A 17537-nucleotide genomic window follows, 5' to 3' on the forward strand; every position below is an offset into this window, starting at 1 on the left:
CGGGCCCGGCTCGCGCGCTATACCGGCGACCCCGACCCGCAGGCGACGGGCGACCCGCCGATGCTCGATGTCGATCCGATCCGGCTGCGGGCCGGGATCGATGCGCTTCCCGCCCTGCGCGCGCAGGACGCGCGGATCGCAGTCGCCGAAGCGGACGTGCGTCTCGCGCGCGCCGACAAGCGCCCCGACTGGAAGGTCGGCGTCACCTATGGCCGGCGCGATCCCATGTACGGCGACATGGCCTCGGTCGGCGTGTCGATCGACCTGCCGCTGTTCGCCGGCAAGCGCCAGAACCCCAGGATCGCTGCAAGCGAGAGCCTTGCGCAAGGGGGTCGGTTCGACCGCGAGGCGATCCGCCGCGAGCTGGTGGCGCAGCTCGACGCCGATCTCGCAGACCATGCCATGCATCTCTCCCGGTTGCGCAATGCCCGCGAGACGCTGGTGCCACTCGCCAGGCACCGCGCCGAGCTCGACCGCGACAGCTATGGCGCCGGCAAGCTCGACCTTGGCGCCGCGCTGCTCACGACGCTCGGGCTCGCGGAGGCCGAGGTCGAGGCGCTCAACCGCGAAGCCGACGTCGCGCGCGACGCGGTCCGCATCACTATCACCTATGGGGAGGAGCGGCCATGACGCTCGATAAATCCGCGCTGCGCTGGGGCGCATCGATCCTGGCTGTCGCGCTGCTGGCCGGCGGCACAGGCTATTGGGCTGGCCATCGCCAGGCACCGCAATCGGAGGCGACCACGCCCGCCGGGGCAGGCAAAGTCCTTTACTGGTACGATCCGATGTTCCCCAACCAGAAGTTCGACAAGCCCGGCAAGTCGCCCTTCATGGATATGCAGCTCGTGCCGCGATACGCGGACGGAGGAAGCGCCGGCGCGGCCCCCACGGTCGCCGTCGATCCCGCCGCGCGGCAGAGCCTGGGATTGCGGGTCGTCGCGGCGAAGATGGGCAGCCTTGCCTCGGCCCTCGAGGTCACCGGCACGATCGACTTCAACCAGCGCGACGTCGCCGTCATCCAGGCGCGTTCGGGCGGGTTCGTGAGCCGCGTCTATGCGCGAGCGCCCGGGGACGTGGTCCGCGCCGGCGCGCCGATCGCGGACCTGCTCCTGCCCGAATGGGGCGGCGCGCAGACCGAATATCTGAGCGTCAGGCGGCTCGGCAAGCCCGACCTCACCGCGGCCGCGCGCCAGCGACTGCGGCTGATGGGCATGTCCGACGGCCTCATCGCCAGCGTCGAGCGGAGCGGACGCCCGAACGGCGTGGTGACGATCACGACGCCGATCTCGGGCACGATCCAGACGCTCGACGCCCGTGCCAGCGTGACGCTCGCCATGGGCCAGACGCTCGCCCAGGTAAGCGGGCTCGGCACCGTCTGGCTCAATGCCGCGGTGCCCGAAGCGCGCGCGGGCGATGTCCGGGTCGGCCAGAATGCCAGCACCACGCTGGCGGGCTTCCCCGGCGAGCGCTTCGCCGGCCGGGTGATCGCGATCCTGCCGACCACGCAGGCCGACAGCCGCACGCTCACCGTGCGGATCGAGCTGCCCAACCGGGACGGCCGGTTGCGGCCGGGCATGTTCGCCAGCGTCGCGCTTGGCGGCGATGCCAAGCCGGCGCTGCTGGTGCCGAGCGAAGCGGTGATCCGCACGGGCAGGCGCACGCTCGTCATGCTGGCCGCAGGCGACGGGCGCTATCATCCCGCCGAGGTCCGCATCGGCCGCGAGGCAGGCGGCGAGACCGAGATCCTTGCCGGCCTGTCGCCCGGCGAGAACGTCGTCGTCTCGGGGCAGTTCCTGATCGATTCCGAGGCGAGCCTGTCGGGAATCGAGGCGCGGCCGATCGGCGGCGGTGCGGCATCGGCGACCATCGCCGCGCCAGCGTCGAAAGCCACGCTGTACGAGACGACGGGCAAGATCGAGCGGATCACGGCCAATTCGGTGACGCTCAGCCACGAGCCCGTTCCCGCGCTCGACTGGCCGGCGATGACGATGACCTTCGCGCTCGCCAATCCGGGCATCGCGCGCGGCTTCAAGGCGGGTGACCGGGTCCGGTTCGGGTTCGACCGGCCCCCGGCGGGACCGACGCTGCGGCATATGGCGAAGGTGGCGGGCCAGTGATCGCCCATCTCATCCGCTGGTCGGTGAGGAACCGCTTCTTCGTCGTGCTCGGCATGCTCGCGCTGGTCGGCGCGGGCCTGTGGGCGGTGCGCTCGACCCCGATCGACGCGCTGCCCGATCTTTCCGACGTGCAGGTCGTGATCCGCACTTCCTATCCGGGTCAGGCGCCGCAGATCGTCGAGAACCAGATCACCTATCCGCTCACCACCACCATGCTGTCGGTGCCCGGCGCCAAGACGGTGCGCGGCTATAGCTTCTTCGGCGACAGCTTCGTCTATGTGATCTTCGAGGACGGCACCGATCTCTACTGGGCGCGCAGCCGCGTGCTCGAATATCTCAACCAGGTCCAGGGTCGGTTGCCGGCCAGCGCCCGCAGCGCGCTCGGGCCGGACGCGACCGGGGTCGGCTGGGTCTATGAATATGCGCTGGTCGACCGCACCGGCCGGCACGATCTCTCGCAGCTTCGCGGGTTGCAGGACTGGTTCCTGCGCTACGAGCTGAAGACCGTGACCGGCGTGGCCGAAGTCGCCAGCATCGGCGGCATGGTCAAGCAGTACCAGGTGCTGCTCGATCCGGTGAAGCTCGCGGCCTACGGCGTAACCCACGCCCAGGCAGTGCAGGCGATCAGCCAAGCCAATCAGGAAGCCGGCGGCTCGGTGCTGGAAATGGCCGAGGCCGAATATATGGTCCGCGCCTCGGGCTATCTGAAAACGCTCGACGATTTCCGGGCAATCCCGCTCAAGACTGCGGCGGGCGGCGTGCCCGTCCGGCTCGGCGATGTCGCCACGATCCAGGTCGGCCCCGAGATGCGGCGCGGCATCGCCGAACTGAACGGCGAAGGCGAGGTCGCCGGCGGCGTCGTTATTCTTCGGTCAGGCAAGAACGCCCGTGAGACCATCGCGGCGGTCAAGGACAAGCTCGCCGATCTCAGGAAAAGCCTGCCGCCGGGCGTCGAGGTGGTCACGGTCTATGACCGCTCGCAGCTGATCGATCGCGCGGTCGAGAACCTCACCCGCAAGCTGGTCGAGGAGTTCATCGTCGTCGCATTGGTCTGCGCCCTGTTCCTCTGGCACGTCCGCTCGGCGCTGGTCGCGATCCTGACCTTGCCGCTCGGTGTGCTGGCCGCGTTCGTCGTAATGCGGTTCCAGGGGGTGAACGCCAACATCATGTCGCTGGGCGGCATCGCCATCGCCATCGGCGCGATGGTGGATGCGGCGGTCGTCATGATCGAGAACGCCCACAAGAGGATCGAACGCTGGGAGCAGGATCACCCGGACAGACATCTCGATGGCGAGATGCGCTGGATCGTCGTCACCGAGGCGGCGGCCGAGGTCGGGCCGGCGCTGTTCTTCAGCCTGCTGATCATCACGCTGTCGTTCATTCCGGTCTTCACCCTGGAGGCGCAGGAAGGCCGGCTGTTCGCGCCGCTCGCCTTCACCAAGACCTATGCGATGGGCGCGGCCGCGATCCTGTCGGTGACCCTGGTGCCGATCCTGATGGGCTGGCTGATCCGGGGCCGCATTCCGGCCGAGCAGGCCAATCCGGTCAATCGCTGGCTCACCAATATCTACCGGCCCGCGATCGACTGGACGATGAAGCGGCCCAAGGCAGTGCTGCTGATCGCGGCTCTGGTGTTCGCCACCACGGCCTGGCCGCTCAGCCGGCTCGGCGGCGAGTTCATGCCCAATCTCGACGAGGGCGACCTGCTCTACATGCCCTCGGCGCTGCCGGGCCTCTCGGCCGCCAAGGCGAGTGAGCTGCTCCAGCAGACCGACCGCCTGATCAAGACCGTGCCCGAAGTCGAAAGCGTGTTCGGCAAGGCCGGCCGCGCCGAGACCGCGACCGATCCCGCGCCGCTCGAAATGTTCGAGACGACGATCCAATTCAAGCCCCGCGACCAGTGGCGGTCGGGCATGACGCCCGAACGCCTTGTCGACGAGCTCGATCGCCGGGTGAAGCTTCCGGGTCTCGCCAATATCTGGGTGCCGCCGATCCGCAACCGCATCGACATGCTCGCGACGGGCATCAAGAGCCCGATCGGGGTCAAGGTGTCGGGCAGTGACCTCGCCGAGCTCGACCGCATCGCGCATGATGTCGAGACCGTGGCCAGGAGCGTGCCCGGCGTCAGCTCGGCGCTCGCCGAGCGGCTGACCGGCGGACGCTATGTCGATGTCGACATAGACCGCGCCGCCGCCGCGCGGTTCGGGCTCAACATCGCCGACGTCCAGGCCATCGTCTCCGGCGCGATCGGCGGCGAGACGATCGGCGAGACGGTCGAGGGCCTCGCCCGCTATCCGATCAGCGTGCGCTATCCGCGCGAATTGCGCGACAGCCTCGAAAGGCTGCGGGCGCTACCGATCCTGACGCCCGCGGGCCAGCAGATCACCTTGGGCACCGTGGCAAACGTCTCGATCGCCGAGGGACCGCCGATGCTCAAGACCGAGAATGCCCGGCCTTCGACCTGGGTCTACGTCGATGTGCGCGGGCGCGATCTTGCCTCGGTGGTCGGCGATCTGCAGCGTGCGGTGGCGAAACAGGTCAGGCTCTCGCCTGGGGTCAGCATCGCTTACTCTGGCCAGTTCGAATATCTCGAGCGCGCGGTCGACCGCTTGAAGCTGGTCGTGCCCGCGACGCTGCTGATCATCTTCGTGCTGCTCTACCTCATCTTCGGCCGCTTCGACGAGGCGGCGCTGATCATGGGGACGCTGCCGTTTGCGCTGACCGGCGGCATCTGGACGCTTTATCTGCTGGGGTTCAACCAGTCGATCGCCACCGGGGTCGGGTTCATCGCGCTCGCCGGCGTCTCCGCCGAGTTCGGGGTGGTGATGCTGATCTATCTCAAGAACGCGCTGGCCGAGCGCGGCGCACATCCGGACGCTGCCGAGGTCGAGGCCGCCGTGCGCGAAGGCGCGCTGCTGCGCGTCCGTCCCAAGGCGATGACGGTGGCGGTGATCCTGGCCGGCCTGCTGCCGATCCTGCTGGGATCAGGCGCGGGTTCGGAGGTCATGAGCCGGATTGCCGCGCCGATGATCGGCGGCATGCTGACCGCGCCCTTGCTCTCAATGTTCGTCCTGCCCGCCGCCTACCTGCTGTTGCGCCGGCCCAAGACCGATCCCATCCCTCAACCCGTTTCATCATGAAGGAGAAGACGATGAACCATGCACGACTGACCATTGCCCTCGGCCTCGCCGCCCTGACTGCCGCGTGCGGCAAGAAGGCGGAGGCCCCCGTTGCGACTGAGACCAACGAGGCGGCGCCCGCCGCGACCATGAGCGGCGACATGGGCAACATGTCGATGGCGCCTGACGCGAACGCCGCGATCAAGGCCAAGGGCCATGGCACCGTCACCGCGATCGACAAGGCGGCAGGCACGATCACGCTCGATCATGGTCCGATCCCGGAGGCCAAGTGGCCCGCGATGACGATGGCGTTCAAGGCCGCGCCGTCGATCACCGATGCGGTCAAGGTCGGCGACAAGGTCGATTTCGACCTCTCGCTCAAGGGCAGCGATGGCGAGGTCACCGCGATCGCAAAGCAGTGATCCGCTAAGTTCGACCGGAAAAAGCTGGTTGCGGCGCCGCTCCCGGGCGGCGACGCCCGTGCCGGCCGTCTGCCTGGCTGTGCGCCCGGTCGACGGTTGCGACCGGCAACGCCCAATGCCAGCGGCGTTTCCCTGCGCGATCACCGACAATTTGAGCACGCTTCGCGGATCGCACATTGAACGTGCAAGCCGCCCTTGCTCGCGATAGCCTGAACGGCAAGGAGCCCAGTTTAGATGACCCAGCCAGTATGACCTTGTTACCCGCGACACATCATGATCTCGTGAGCGAGCTTGTCCGTCGTTGGCGAGACGATCCCGGCGCCACCTATCGCTCCTGGTTTCTGTGGGACGAACGGCTGAAAAACTTCCGCTCCATCCGTCGCGGGCTGCAGCAGGTGGTCGCAGAAATCGAAAGTGGGCGGTTCGGCGTCGCCTATCGCGGCTCGTCACTGGAAACGGTTGTCCACTCGATCGCCGAACAGCGGCAGATCTTCAAGGGCGCCGACCATGCCTGGCTGTGGAAGCCCAAGCTGCGCATTCCAGACATCTACGAAAGCCCGGACAACCAGCGGGCGTTCGGTCGCCTGCTCGACAATTGCTCGTGCTGCGATACCGCCGAGGAGATCATCAGCCACATCCGCAGCATAGACGCGCTCAAGATCAAGGGGCTGGGGCCGGCGGCGGCCAACCTGCTCTATTTCCTTCACCCGACGCTGGTGCCGCCCTTCAATACCGCGATCGTCAAGGGCTACAATGCCGTCACCGGCGCCAAGGTGAAGCTCGGGTCATGGGATCATTTTCTCGCCATGCGCGCCGGCATCCTCGACCTCAACGACCGTTACCGCGAGTTGCTCTCCAACGATCTCGGCGCGATCGGCGGACTGTTGTTCGACATTGGCTCGGGCCGCTATCCCGCGCCACCGCTGGAGGATGACGCAACGGCGGCCGACGACTGGCTCGGCAGATTGGAACATGCCAGAGCGGAGGCAAGCCGGCTCGACAAGACAGCCGCCGCGCAGGGCGAAACCGATCGCACGCACGCCGAAATCCAGGCCTGGCTGCGCGACCTCGGCCATGCCCTCGGTTACGATGTGTGGATCGCCGCCAATGACCGCGGTCGACTTCACGCTGGCTGCCCGCTTGGACAGGGATGCCTCGAGCGCCTTCCAGACGCCATTGCGACCTCTCCCGGAGCGGACTCGATCCGCCTCATCGACGTGTTGTGGCTGGCGAAGGGTGGCGACGGCGTCGCCGCCGCGTTCGAGGTTGAACATTCGACCTCGATCTACTCGGGGATCGTGCGCATGCTCGATCTGGCGCTGTCGGGGAGCGATCTGCACGCTGCCGCCGGGCTATTCCTGGTCGCACCGAATGCGCGCGAGCAGGACGTTCGCGCGCAACTCCGTCGCCCGGCTTTCAGCCGTATTGCCGATCTCGACTTCGCCTATCTGCCCTATGGCGAGCTGGAGAGAAACAGGGACGCGATCGCTCGTTTTGGAACGGGATTGAAGGCCATCAAGGCGATCTCAAGCCCCCTTCCCTGAAAGGGGGCGTTTGCGGGAGGGGGCGGAATCCTACGCCAAGCTCGCCCAGATAGCCGGCGCGAGATCTTACTTGTTGCTGCCTTCTACGGTCGCGCCAGAAAGGCGACGGCTCAGTTCTATCCGGCGATGGCTACGCATTTTGAAGGTGTCTGGCCCAACGCGCCGATACTCAATGAAGCCGAGAGAACGCCAAAATCGCTCTGCCGCTTCATTCGCTTCCAGCACGGCCAACCGAATCTCTGTGGCACCTCTCGCAGCGGCCCAGCTTTCGACCGTCGAGTAAATTGAGCGTCCGACGCCACGACCACGCTGTGCGGCATCTACGATCATGAAGCCGAGATACCATGTGCCATCACGCGGATAATCGCGGAGGATGGCCGCGATTGCATATAGGCCGCCAGGCCCCTTCCATCCCAGGACAGCTTGATTGTGGGCGCTCTTTTCGGGCGGCACATCGGAGAAAAGCTCGCGAGCATCGTCCAGCGTGGGCGCGGCCCCGTCCTGCAACAGGAAATAGTCGCTGCAACGGTTGTACAGGTCTGCAACGTCTGCGGCGTCCGCTTGGGTAAGTTTGATCGGGGCTCCCGTCATCATCATCGCGTTTTGGCAGCAAGCACGCGCTGACCGTAATCCCGGAGTTCCCCGTTGGGACCGACATAGCGGTAGAGAGTGACGCGCTCGATCCCGAGTTCCTTGCAGAGGTCGGAAACGGACGTGTCGCGTTGGGCCATAGCAGCCTGAGCGAGCCGCACCTGGGCCTTGGAGAGGGCGAACTTGCGGCCACCCTTGCGTCCCCGCGCGCGGGCAGCGGCCAGGCCAGCCATGGTGCGCTCGCGGATCATATCCCGCTCAAACTCCGCCAGTGTGGCAAAAATGCCGAACACCATCCGGCCCGATGGCGTCGTGGTGTCGATCTGCGCGCCCTTGCCGGTGAGCACCCGCAGACCGATACCGCGATCCGACAGATTCTGCACCGTGCTGACCAGGTGGGTGAGCGTTCGGCCGAGCCGGTCGAGCTTCCAAACGATGAGGACATCGCCGTCGCGCAACGATTTCAGGCAGGCGGCAAGACCGGGGCGATCATCACGGCTACCGGATGCACGATCATCATAGATATTGCCTGGCTCGACACCGGCAGCGCGAAGGGCATCGTGCTGCAGGTCGAGCGACTGCGAGCCGTCGGCTTTGGACACGCGGGCGTAGCCGATCAGCATGGATCACAAACGAAGGTTTGAGGCGGTGACGAACATGAGCACATAAGATTGGGCTATTGTGTATCTTAACCAGCATCTCAATCAAGCTATCTCAAACCGTAGCTCGGAAAGAATAAGGAGCATGTATGCCGCGTCGCGTGACCCTGACCGATCGACAGCGCGAGGCGCTGCTTCACTTGCCGGTCGATCAAGGTGAGCTGCTGCGGCACTATACCCTCAGCGATGAGGATCTCGGGCATATCCGCCAGCGCCGGCGCGCCCACAATCGTTTTGGCTTCGCGCTGCAACTGTGCGTCCTGCGCTACCCGGGCCGGGTGCTCGCTCCTGGCGAGTTGATCCCGGCGCAGGTATCGGATTTCATCGCGGCCCAGCTCGGCCTGACCAGCGACGATCTACTCCTCTATGCCGCGCGCGAGGAGACCCGGCACGAGCATCTGGCGGACCTTCGCCGAATCTACGGCTATCGCTCCTTTTCGGGGCGGGGCGCACGGGATTTGCGCGAATGGATCGCTCGGGAAGCCGAGGCGGCGACATCGAATGAGGATCTTGCCCGTCGCTTCGTTGCGGAGTGTCGCCGCACCCGCACGATCCTTCCCGGCTCCTCGACGATCGAGCGCCTTTGCGCCGATGCGCTGGTTGAGGCCGAGCGCCGGATCGAGGATCTTATCGCCCATCGCATCACGCCAACCCTGAGCGAGAATTTGGCTCACCTGTTGGAGGATACGGTGGATGGTCGCGTCACGCGCTTCGTATGGCTGCGACAGTTCGAGGTTGGCGCAAATTCAGCAGCCGCTAACCGGCTGATGGATCGACTGGAATATCTTCAAAGGTTCGATCTTCCGGCGGATTTGCTGGACGGCGTGCCGGCGCATCGTGTGACCCGGCTTCGCCGGCAGGGCGAGCGCTATTATGCCGACGGCATGCGTGATCTGCCCGAAGACAGGCGGCTTGCGATCCTCGCTGTCTGCACCCTGGAATGGCGGTCATCGCTGGCCGATGTCATCGTGGAGACCCACGATGACATCGTAGGCCGTCTCTATCGGGCCTCCGAACGCCTTTGCAACACCAGGATCGCCGACGAAAAGGCGGCCGTTCGGGACACGCTGAAGTCCTTTGCCGAAATCGGTGGTGCTTTGCTTGGAGCGCAGGACGATGGCACGGCCCTGGACGGGATAATCGCCACCGGGCCTGGCTGGGAACGGTTCAGAACCCTTGTCGCCACGGCCTCCGCGCTGACCAACGTGCTCGCGGCCGACCCGCTCAGCCGTGTGCTGGACGGCTATCACCGTTTCCGCCTCTACGCGCCCAGGATGCTGCGCCTGCTCGACATGCAGGCGGCGCCGATCGCCACGCCTCTTCTGGCGGCCGTTGCGATGCTGCGTAACGGGATCAAGGTCGATCCGCCGGTGGATTTTCTACGTCCCAACTCGAAATGGCATCGTCATCTTTGCGCTGAGCCCAGCGGCGACCACCGGCTTTGGGAAATCGCGGTGCTGTTCCACATCCGCGACGCCTTCCGGTCCGGTGACATATGGTTGGCGGGATCGCGCCGCTATGGCGACCTCAAGCAGCTTCTGGTCCCGCCACAGGCGATAGAGCAGACCGCGCGGCTCGCCGTGCCGCTGCGACCCGGCGAATGGCTGGCCGAGCGCAGGGCTCGACTGGATACACGGCTGAAGGAGTTTGGCCGCGCGGCGCGAACCGGCACGATCCCAGGCGGCATCATCGAGAACGGCAAGCTGCACATCGACAAGCTGAGGGCCGACACGCCCGAAGGGGCCGAGGATCTCGTGCTCGATCTCTATCAACAGCTCCCGCCCGCGAGGATCACCGATCTGTTGCTGGAAGTCGATGAGCGAACCGGATTTTCCGAGGCGTTCACGCATCTGCGCACCGGCGCGCCCTGCAGCGACCGGATCGGCCTGATGAACGTGTTGCTGGCGGAAGGCGTCAATCTCGGTTTGCGCAAGATGGCGGCGGCGACCAACACGCACAGCTTCTGGGAATTGCTGCGGATCGCGCGCTGGCATGTCGAAGGCAGCGCCTATGATCGGGCGCTCGCCATGATCGTGGAGGCCCACGCCGCCCTGCCCATGGCCGCCTTCTGGGGACAAGGGCAATCGGCATCCAGCGACGGGCAGTTCTTCCTTGCTACCGAGCAGGGCGAGGCGATGAATCTGATCAACGCGAAATATGGCAACGTCCCGGGCCTCAAGGGATACAGCCATGTGTCCGATCAATATGCGCCGTTCGCAACCCAGGTGATCCCGGCAACGGTCAGCGAGGCTCCCTATATCCTGGACGGGCTGCTCATGAATGACGCGGGCCGCCGCGTTCGCCAGCATTTTGCCGACACGGGCGGCTTCACCGATCATGTGTTCGCCGCCTGCGCCTTGCTCGGCTACAGGTTCGCCCCCCGTATCCGCGATCTCCCTCAGAAAAGACTCTATGCCTTCACGCCCAACGCGACGCCGGCCAATGTGCGAGCGCTGGTCGGAGGTAAGATCAATGAACCGCTCATCGAGCGCAACTGGCCCGACATCCTGCGCATCATGGCGACGATCGCAGCGGGGATCGTCGCCCCCAGCCAGATTCTTCGCAAGCTCGCCTCTTACCCGCGCCAGAATGAGCTGGCCCTCGCATTGCGAGAGGTGGGCCGCATCGAGCGAACCCTGTTCATGATCGACTGGATTCTTGATGCCGGCCTCCAGCGCCAGGCTCAGATCGGCCTCAACAAGGGTGAGGCCCACCACGCCCTAAAGCGCGCCATCAGCTTCCACCGCCGAGGTGAAATCCGGGATCGATCCGGCGAAGGCCAGCACTATCGCATCGCCGGAATGAACCTGCTCGCCGCCATCATCATATTCTGGAACACCATGAAGCTCGGCGAGGTCGTCAATACCCGGGCCGCCAGCGGTACCCATATCGCGCCTGATCTACTCGCCCACGTCTCGCCGTTGGGATGGGAACACATCAATCTAACCGGGGAATATCGCTGGCCCAAATCCTTAGCGTAGGATTCCGCCCCCTCCCGCAAACGCCCCCTACGATTGAGAAGCGCGGCGGAATCTCTTAGATTGATCGCTGGAGGCTTTGTTCGCGGAGACGCGCACATTGCCTTCTTTTCGTTTTAGGAAGCGCTGCCCTAAGCGACAGAAGCCAGAGCTTTGACAATGCGGCATTCCGCGATGGAGCCGACCATGTATCTTGATCCTATCGGTGCAGACACGCGATGATGGCGGTCACGACGGCGGTGGTTTCCGCGACGTCGCGCACCCTCACTGTGTCGAGGCCGATTTCAGCAGCGGGATAGTCATTCCCACCGGGGAATATCGCATCCCCAATGAACAGCATCCCGTCGAGCGGGACACCGCTCTCGGCACTCAGGCGCTTCAGGCCATAGCCCTTGTCGATCCCTGCTCTGGTCACGTCGATCGATGTCGTGCCACCGAGATTGATCGAGAGCTCCGGCAGCTTCGCGCGCAACGTGGCCTGCAACGCGGTCCTCTTCTTTCGGTCAGGATCCCACGCTTCCTTTTCCTTCAGCGGCGCTGCCTGCCCCAGGCCCGAAAAGGTGATCTGGCTGCCCCGGTCCTCGATCCGTTCGCCCCAGATACGTTCGTCGGCGAGACCGGCATCGGTCAGCGCCTGATCGAAGGCCGTGCGGATCTTCGCCTTCTCCGCGTCGTCGAACAGTTCGGCATAGACCGCGCGCCAAGCGCCATTGATGAACCGATAGAGTTTCGTGCCTGTGGTCGGCATCAACCAGAGACGGTCGAGCGCGACGCCGGCAGGAAGGCGCGAGGCGATCTGCTTTTCGAACTGCGGCCAGTCCCCGCCCGAGATCACCGCCACATCCGTGATGGCGAGCAATCGGGCGAGGATTGCGGCCATATCCTCCGATAACGGCCGCTTGCTCTCGGCAAGCGTGCCGTCGAGGTCGAAGGCGATCAGCCACTTCATGCCGCCTTCCCTGCCGGATCGCGGTAGGCGAGCAGCCTGAGCGCATTGATGACGACGAGCAGCGTCGATCCCTCATGAACCGCCACCGCTGGCCCAATGCCGAGGCCGAGGATGGTAGCAGGCACCAGGAAGGCGACGACACCCAGGCTGACGAAGACGTTCTGCCGGATGATTCCACGGGTATGGCGGCTAAGACCGACTGCGAATGGCAGGTGCGCCAGATCGTCGGCCATCAGCGCCACGTCGGCTGTCTCCAGCGCAACGTCCGACCCCGCCGCGCCCATCGCGATGCCGACCGTGGCGCTTGCCATCGCCGGCGCATCGTTCACGCCGTCGCCCACCATCGCGACCTTGTCTTCGCCGGCGAGCTTCTTGATCGCGGCAACCTTGTCTTCGGGCATGAGGTCGCCCCACGCTTCGTCGATCCCGACTTCGTCGGCGATCGCTTCGGCGACTTTCTGGTGATCGCCGGAGATCATTATCATCCGCGACACGCCCATCTCGTGCAGCCGACGCAACGCGGTCTTGGCAGCTTCGCGAGGCGTGTCCATCAGGCCGATCGCGCCCAGGTCGCGGTCCCCCTTGCGGACCACCATTGTCGTGCGGCCGTTCTCGCGCAGCTTCGCGATTGCGTCCTGCGCGCCCTGCCCCAGCGCCGGAATGCCCTCACTTCCGAACATCTCGGCCTTGCCGATCCACACCGTCTCGCCATCCACGCTCGCGGTGACGCCCCGACCGGTCAGGCTCTTGAGGTCGCCGGCAGTCGGCACGGCACGATCGTTCAGACGTTCGCGGCCGTCCTTGACGATCGCTTGGGCCAGGGGATGGTCGCTCAACGCTTCGACGGCGACAGCCAGCGCCAGCAACTCGCCTTCATCGGCGCCATCGACGGGCACGACATCAGTGATGCGCGGACGACCTTCGGTCAGCGTGCCCGTCTTGTCGAAAGCGATCGCTTTGAGCGACCCGAGGTTTTCGAGCGGTGCACCGCCCTTCACGAGCACGCCGCCCCGCGCTGCACGGGCAACGCCCGACAGGACCGCGCTCGGCGTTGCGATCGCGAGCGCGCACGGGCTTGCCGCCACCAGCACCGCCATCGCGCGATAGAAGCTGTCGCGGAACGGCTCGTCGACGACCACCCATGCGAACAGCAGGAGCACTGACAGGACCAGGACGGCGGGCACGAAGATCCGTTCGAACCGGTCGGTGAAGCGCTGCGTCGGCGACTTCTGCGTCTCCGCTTCGCTCACCATCTTCACGACCTTGGCAAGCGCGCTTTCATTGGAACGGCGTGTCACCTCGATCTCGATCGCGCCGCCGCCGTTGATCGTACCAGCAAAAACCCGGCTTTCCGCGTCGACTGCATCGGACTTGGCGCGTGCCGCTGCGGCATCTGCGACCGGCACCTTGTCGACCGGGATGCTTTCACCCGTGACCGGGGCCTGGTTGATCGCGCTGGTGCCCTTGATGACGAAGCCGTCGGCAGGCAGGCGCTCGTTCGGGCGGACGATGGCAATGTCCCCGACGACCATCTGCTCGACCGGGATTTCGCTGGTCTGCCCGCCGCGTCGCACGGTCGCGGTTTCGGGCGCGAGCTTCGCCAGCGCCTCGATCGCCTTCTTGGCGCGGCCCATTGCATAATGCTCAAGCGCATGGCCGAGGCTGAACAGGAACAGCAGCAGCGCACCTTCGGCCCATGCGCCCAGCGCAGCGGCGCCGGCCGCAGCGACCAACATCAGCGTGTCGATCTCGAACTTCTTCATCCGGAGGTTGTCGATCGCCTCGCGCAGCGTGAAGAATCCGCCGAAGAAATAGGCTGCGATATAGCAGGCGGTCGGCAGCCATTCGGGCGCGCCAGCGACCAGCCTCTCGATCGCGTAGCCGATCCCCAGCAGCGCGCCACAGGCGAGCGCGAAGATCAGCTCGGTATTGGGGCCGAGAAATTCGGCGTGGCTATGGTCGTGGCCATCGCCGGGGCCGTGCTTCTCTTCGCCCGCGCCGTGGCCCCCGGGGCCGTGGTCGTGGCCGGCATGTTCATCGGCAGCGACCCGCTTGCCCACCCTCACCTTCAGCTTGCGAAGCGCAGCGCGCACCTCCTCTTCGGTGGTTTCGCGGCGATCATATTCGACCCGGACAGACCCGCTGGTGCTGGCGCTTGCCTGGACCACGCCGGGCAAGGCGCACAGCGCATCGCTGACCGTGCGCGCCCGACGTTCGTGGTTGATCCCCGTCACCTGCCAGATCGCATGGCCGTAGCGCTCGGTGATTTCGGCACCTGCGGCGCGCACCATTTCGCGCAACCGTGGCAGCGGCAGCTTGGCGGCATCGAAATGGATGCACAGCGCCGCTGGCGTGTTGCCGTCGAGACAGATCACATGCGCCCGCTCGACACCTTCGCGCTTTGACAGGGTTGATACGAGACGGTCCAGGCAGGCATCGGCCGCGTCAGGAAGGTCCGGCAACAACACTGGAATGTCGAGTTCGAGCTTGTCGTTCATGACGACCTCCTTTCGCTTTTCTTGGTTTCGGCGCGCGCGTCGCGCAGGATTTCGACACCGCCCTTGATGGCGATGATGGCGGTGGCGAAGCCGACCAGCAGGTCCGGCCAATTGGTACCCAACCACAGCACCAGCACGCCGGCGATCAGGATGCCGCCGTTGGAAATGAAGTCGTTGAAGCTGAAGGTGGTTGCGGCCCGGAGATTGACGTCCGGATCCTTGAGGCGCTGGAGCAGCCGCAGGCAGAGGTAATTCACGACGCCGGCGATCGCGGACATGACCATCATGGTAGGTCCGATGGGCTCGCTGCCCCGCACGTAGCGCCGTCCGACATCGATCAAGATGCCGCCCGCGAAGATCAGCAGCATGACGCCCGAAGCGACCGCGGCGCGTGTCTTCCATGTCTGGCCCCGGGTGAGCGCCACAAGGCTCAGCGCATACACAGCCGTATCGGACAGGTTGTCGACGCCGTTGGCGATCAGCGCGCTCGAGTCCGCGAAGAAGCCGGAAACGAAGAAGCCCGCAGCGATCGCCGCGTTCAGCAGCAGGACGATCCACAGTGTGCGGCGCTCCTGCCCGCCATTGTTGTCGTTGCCCGGGATCATCCCATCATCTCCTCAAGTGTCAGCAGGGCCAGGAAGCCGACGAAAAACATCGAGCTGATGAGCGGGGTGTCGGGTTTCTCGTGCGCCTCGACCAGCAACTCCTCCGTGACGAGGTAGAGCAGCGCCATCAGCCCGAAGCTGAGGAAGCCGGCGATCATCACCGGCGACAGCGCGGCGACCGGCACGGCAGCGAGCGCGCCGATCGGCAGCAGCAGGGCCAATGCCGAGACGATCACGATGATGCGCAAGCGCGAGCGATAGGTTTCCGCCAGCTCGTCGGTCAGCGTCAGTCCCAGAAATAACACTTCCAGAGTGAGCGCGATCGTCAGCAGGAGACCTGCCTTCTCGCCCGCCACGAAAGCGAGGCCGAGCACCAGGCCGTCGACCAGAATGTCGATGCCGATCGCGGCGAGTAGCGCCATCGGCCCCTTGAAGCGGGCCTCAAGAGCCTTGAGCCCCAGCATGGTCGCGACGCCCGCCGCCCCGCCGATCAACGTCGCGCTGGGCGATGCCTCATGCTTGACCTGCGGCAGGATTTCGGTCGCTGCCGCCGCGAACACGACGCCGGCAGCGAGATGCTGTAGGCCCGCCACGAGGCCAGGTTTCAACTTGGTGCGGCTCGCGACAATCGCGCCGAGCACGACCGCCAGCACAGGCGCAAGCGTATAGAGCAGTGCCTGCATTTCCTAGGACTCCTCCGGGGTTCGGTGGCAGACGCGGATCTTCCCGCGTCGCGTGAACGCGATCGATCCGCCCGCCACGACAGCCCGCGAATGGTCGCCGCGAAACTCGTCACCGGTTCGCTGCGCGCGCAGGATCTCGGTCCTGCCCTTCGGCAGCCAGGTGACGGCCATTTTCAAGCCGTCATCGATGAAGTCGACATCGGCGCGTGTGCCGTCGTCGCAGTACATGATGCGCTGCGCGATTAGTTTCGACGTCAGATGCTTTTCATGCGCCGGCTCGGTAGGCTGGGTCGGCGCTGGATTACACGCCCCTATAACCGCCCCGGAGACGAGAACGACGCCGAGGCGCGCGATCGCCAGACCGGCCCGATTCAGGCCGCACAAGGTTGTCACATTTGAAATCGACGTGTCAGACATCGGTCTCTTCCGACGAAGCGCCCTGTGGCGTTCGAAGGCAGGGCAGTTCATCGCGTGCCTTCCTGCTCGCAGATCCGGGTACGGCCATCGCCTTCCACGATGGTGAGCTGCGACCCCTTGAAGGTCGCGGTGGCTGTTTCGCCGACATATTGCAGGCCCTGCGCTGGCGCGGTCAGCATCATCGGCGGTCCCCCGTTGGAGCGCCGCAAATCGATCTGCAGGCCGTTGTCCTTGTAATCGACGAACAGCGGTTCCCCGTCGGAACAGCGATATCTATGCCGCCCCATTTCCCCGGTCGCCACGGCGCTGTCGGACGAATGGATCTGCTGCTCCGTTGGCGGGGCTGGCGGCTTTCTTTCCGAGCACGCCGCGAGCCCGACAACGAGGATGACGGCGGGCAGCACCCGCTTACAGTGCATCATCATCGCGCCTTCCTCCTGCAGCGGAAGGGGACGCGCTGACGATTGATAGCCCGGGCAGGCTGACCTACCCGCCAGCGGAGATAGGTTGCGAGGCGATCGTCAGATTCGACCATCAGGGATCGCAGGCGGCGCAACATCATCGCCGCGAACGGCAGGGAGAGCGCCCCGCGCAGCGTGCAGCTATGCGTTAGCCTGGTGCCGCCATCGTCCCCCGCCAGCTCGTACCGCTCTTCGAGCGTGAACAGATAGGGGATGCCGCAGGACCAAGCGAAGGCGTGCGGTTTATCGAATCGATCAATCCGTGCTGGCGTCCGAATTGGCCGGGTGATGCCCTGGATCGCAAAGGTGCATTCTGTGTCGCCGAGCCGGGACGGATCATCGAGAAATACGAGCGGACTCCACGCCCGGCGATGATCCGGATCGGTGAGTGCCGACCAGATGCGCAGTGGCCCGCCGTGAAGCATCGAGCTGGTTATGGTGCGAGGCATATCCCCATCTCCCAGAGATGGGCGGGGCGATCGCGGATCGCCCCG

15 protein-coding genes are annotated in these 17537 nt (G+C 65.5%); 6 read left to right on the forward strand and 9 right to left on the reverse strand.

All coding sequences use genetic code 11. The features are described from left to right. The 5 genes from L284_RS26480 to L284_RS26500 all read left to right on the forward strand — a co-directional run. Positions 1-630: TolC family protein (locus tag L284_RS26480; protein ID WP_021232290.1), on the forward strand; the 630-nt coding region annotated here is incomplete at its 5' end. Then, complete coding sequence (locus tag L284_RS26485) at positions 627-2117, forward strand: efflux RND transporter periplasmic adaptor subunit (RefSeq protein WP_021232291.1); 1491 nt, start codon at positions 627-629, stop codon at positions 2115-2117. The genes L284_RS26480 and L284_RS26485, both read left to right, overlap by 4 nt. Then, positions 2114-5257 carry an efflux RND transporter permease subunit gene (locus L284_RS26490; protein WP_007406408.1) on the forward strand — a complete coding sequence of 1048 codons (3144 nt, stop codon included), beginning with the start codon at positions 2114-2116 and terminating at the stop codon, positions 5255-5257. Before L284_RS26485 ends, L284_RS26490 begins: the two co-directional genes overlap by 4 nt. After that, complete coding sequence (locus L284_RS26495; RefSeq protein WP_007406376.1) at positions 5254-5658, forward strand: copper-binding protein; 405 nt, start codon at positions 5254-5256, stop codon at positions 5656-5658. The genes L284_RS26490 and L284_RS26495 overlap by 4 nt, the downstream gene beginning before the upstream one ends. A gap of 281 nt (positions 5659-5939) precedes the next feature. After that, positions 5940-7202: a hypothetical protein gene (locus tag L284_RS26500; RefSeq protein WP_007683327.1), complete on the forward strand. Its 1263-nt coding sequence runs from the start codon at positions 5940-5942 to the stop codon at positions 7200-7202. A 66-nt stretch (positions 7203-7268) separates the two neighbouring features. Here L284_RS26500 and L284_RS26505 read toward each other — a convergent pair whose 3' ends face one another. Both L284_RS26505 and L284_RS26510 read right to left on the reverse strand, forming a co-directional pair. Further along, entirely contained in the window at positions 7269-7793 is a 525-nt protein-coding gene (locus tag L284_RS26505; protein ID WP_011607966.1) for a GNAT family N-acetyltransferase, read from the reverse strand. Positions 7794-7795: 2 nt separating this feature from the next. Next, on the reverse strand, positions 7796-8416 hold the full coding sequence (locus L284_RS26510) for a recombinase family protein (RefSeq protein WP_008832583.1): 621 nt from the start codon (positions 8414-8416) through the stop codon (positions 7796-7798). Between the two features lie 125 nt (positions 8417-8541). On the opposite strand from L284_RS26510, the gene L284_RS26515 reads away from it, so the two are divergent. Then, positions 8542-11433 (forward strand): Tn3 family transposase, encoded by a 2892-nt coding sequence (locus tag L284_RS26515; protein WP_021232292.1) that lies wholly within the window; start codon positions 8542-8544, stop codon positions 11431-11433. A gap of 196 nt (positions 11434-11629) precedes the next feature. Here the strand turns inward: L284_RS26515 and L284_RS26520 are convergent, their stop codons facing one another. The 7 genes from L284_RS26520 to L284_RS26550 are packed head-to-tail and all read right to left on the reverse strand — an operon-like array spanning position 11630 to position 17492. Then, positions 11630-12379: an HAD-IIB family hydrolase gene (locus L284_RS26520; RefSeq protein ID WP_004212890.1), complete on the reverse strand. Its 750-nt coding sequence runs from the start codon at positions 12377-12379 to the stop codon at positions 11630-11632. Further along, entirely contained in the window at positions 12376-14877 is a 2502-nt protein-coding gene (locus L284_RS26525) for a heavy metal translocating P-type ATPase (protein ID WP_021232293.1), read from the reverse strand. Before L284_RS26525 ends, L284_RS26520 begins: the two co-directional genes overlap by 4 nt. Further along, positions 14874-15482: a cation transporter gene (locus L284_RS26530; RefSeq protein ID WP_021232294.1), complete on the reverse strand. Its 609-nt coding sequence runs from the start codon at positions 15480-15482 to the stop codon at positions 14874-14876. Before L284_RS26530 ends, L284_RS26525 begins: the two co-directional genes overlap by 4 nt. Beyond that, positions 15479-16165 (reverse strand): ZIP family metal transporter, encoded by a 687-nt coding sequence (locus L284_RS26535; RefSeq protein ID WP_004212882.1) that lies wholly within the window; start codon positions 16163-16165, stop codon positions 15479-15481. Before L284_RS26535 ends, L284_RS26530 begins: the two co-directional genes overlap by 4 nt. 3 nt (positions 16166-16168) lie before the next feature. Next, entirely contained in the window at positions 16169-16582 is a 414-nt protein-coding gene (locus L284_RS26540) for a hypothetical protein (protein WP_004212881.1), read from the reverse strand. A 47-nt stretch (positions 16583-16629) separates the two neighbouring features. Continuing rightward, a complete protein-coding gene (locus L284_RS26545; protein WP_009824022.1) occupies positions 16630-17007 on the reverse strand; it encodes a hypothetical protein in 378 nt (125 codons plus the stop codon). Beyond that, positions 17004-17492, reverse strand: a complete 489-nt coding sequence (locus tag L284_RS26550) for an SRPBCC domain-containing protein (RefSeq protein WP_013849881.1) — start codon at positions 17490-17492, stop codon at positions 17004-17006. The genes L284_RS26545 and L284_RS26550 overlap by 4 nt, the downstream gene beginning before the upstream one ends. Positions 17493-17537 lie beyond the last annotated feature (45 nt).

Origin of the sequence: Novosphingobium lindaniclasticum LE124 (assembly GCF_000445125.1) — a bacterium.
GTDB classification, from domain to species: domain Bacteria; phylum Pseudomonadota; class Alphaproteobacteria; order Sphingomonadales; family Sphingomonadaceae; genus Novosphingobium; species Novosphingobium lindaniclasticum.

What these genes read in the sequence shown, in the direction of transcription:
- L284_RS26485 (WP_021232291.1), top strand. Translation starts at nt 627, where the DNA reads ATGACGCTCGATAAATCCGCGCTGCGCTGGGGCGCATCGATCCTGGCT.
- L284_RS26495 (WP_007406376.1), top strand. Translation starts at nt 5,254, where the DNA reads ATGAAGGAGAAGACGATGAACCATGCACGACTGACCATTGCCCTCGGC.
- L284_RS26505 (WP_011607966.1), bottom strand. Translation starts at nt 7,793, where the DNA reads ATGACGGGAGCCCCGATCAAACTTACCCAAGCGGACGCCGCAGACGTT.
- L284_RS26510 (WP_008832583.1), bottom strand. Translation starts at nt 8,416, where the DNA reads ATGCTGATCGGCTACGCCCGCGTGTCCAAAGCCGACGGCTCGCAGTCG.
- L284_RS26515 (WP_021232292.1), top strand. Translation starts at nt 8,542, where the DNA reads ATGCCGCGTCGCGTGACCCTGACCGATCGACAGCGCGAGGCGCTGCTT.
- L284_RS26520 (WP_004212890.1), bottom strand. Translation starts at nt 12,379, where the DNA reads ATGAAGTGGCTGATCGCCTTCGACCTCGACGGCACGCTTGCCGAGAGC.
- L284_RS26525 (WP_021232293.1), bottom strand. Translation starts at nt 14,877, where the DNA reads ATGAACGACAAGCTCGAACTCGACATTCCAGTGTTGTTGCCGGACCTT.
- L284_RS26530 (WP_021232294.1), bottom strand. Translation starts at nt 15,482, where the DNA reads ATGATCCCGGGCAACGACAACAATGGCGGGCAGGAGCGCCGCACACTG.
- L284_RS26535 (WP_004212882.1), bottom strand. Translation starts at nt 16,165, where the DNA reads ATGCAGGCACTGCTCTATACGCTTGCGCCTGTGCTGGCGGTCGTGCTC.
- L284_RS26540 (WP_004212881.1), bottom strand. Translation starts at nt 16,582, where the DNA reads ATGTCTGACACGTCGATTTCAAATGTGACAACCTTGTGCGGCCTGAAT.
- L284_RS26545 (WP_009824022.1), bottom strand. Translation starts at nt 17,007, where the DNA reads ATGATGATGCACTGTAAGCGGGTGCTGCCCGCCGTCATCCTCGTTGTC.
- L284_RS26550 (WP_013849881.1), bottom strand. Translation starts at nt 17,492, where the DNA reads ATGCCTCGCACCATAACCAGCTCGATGCTTCACGGCGGGCCACTGCGC.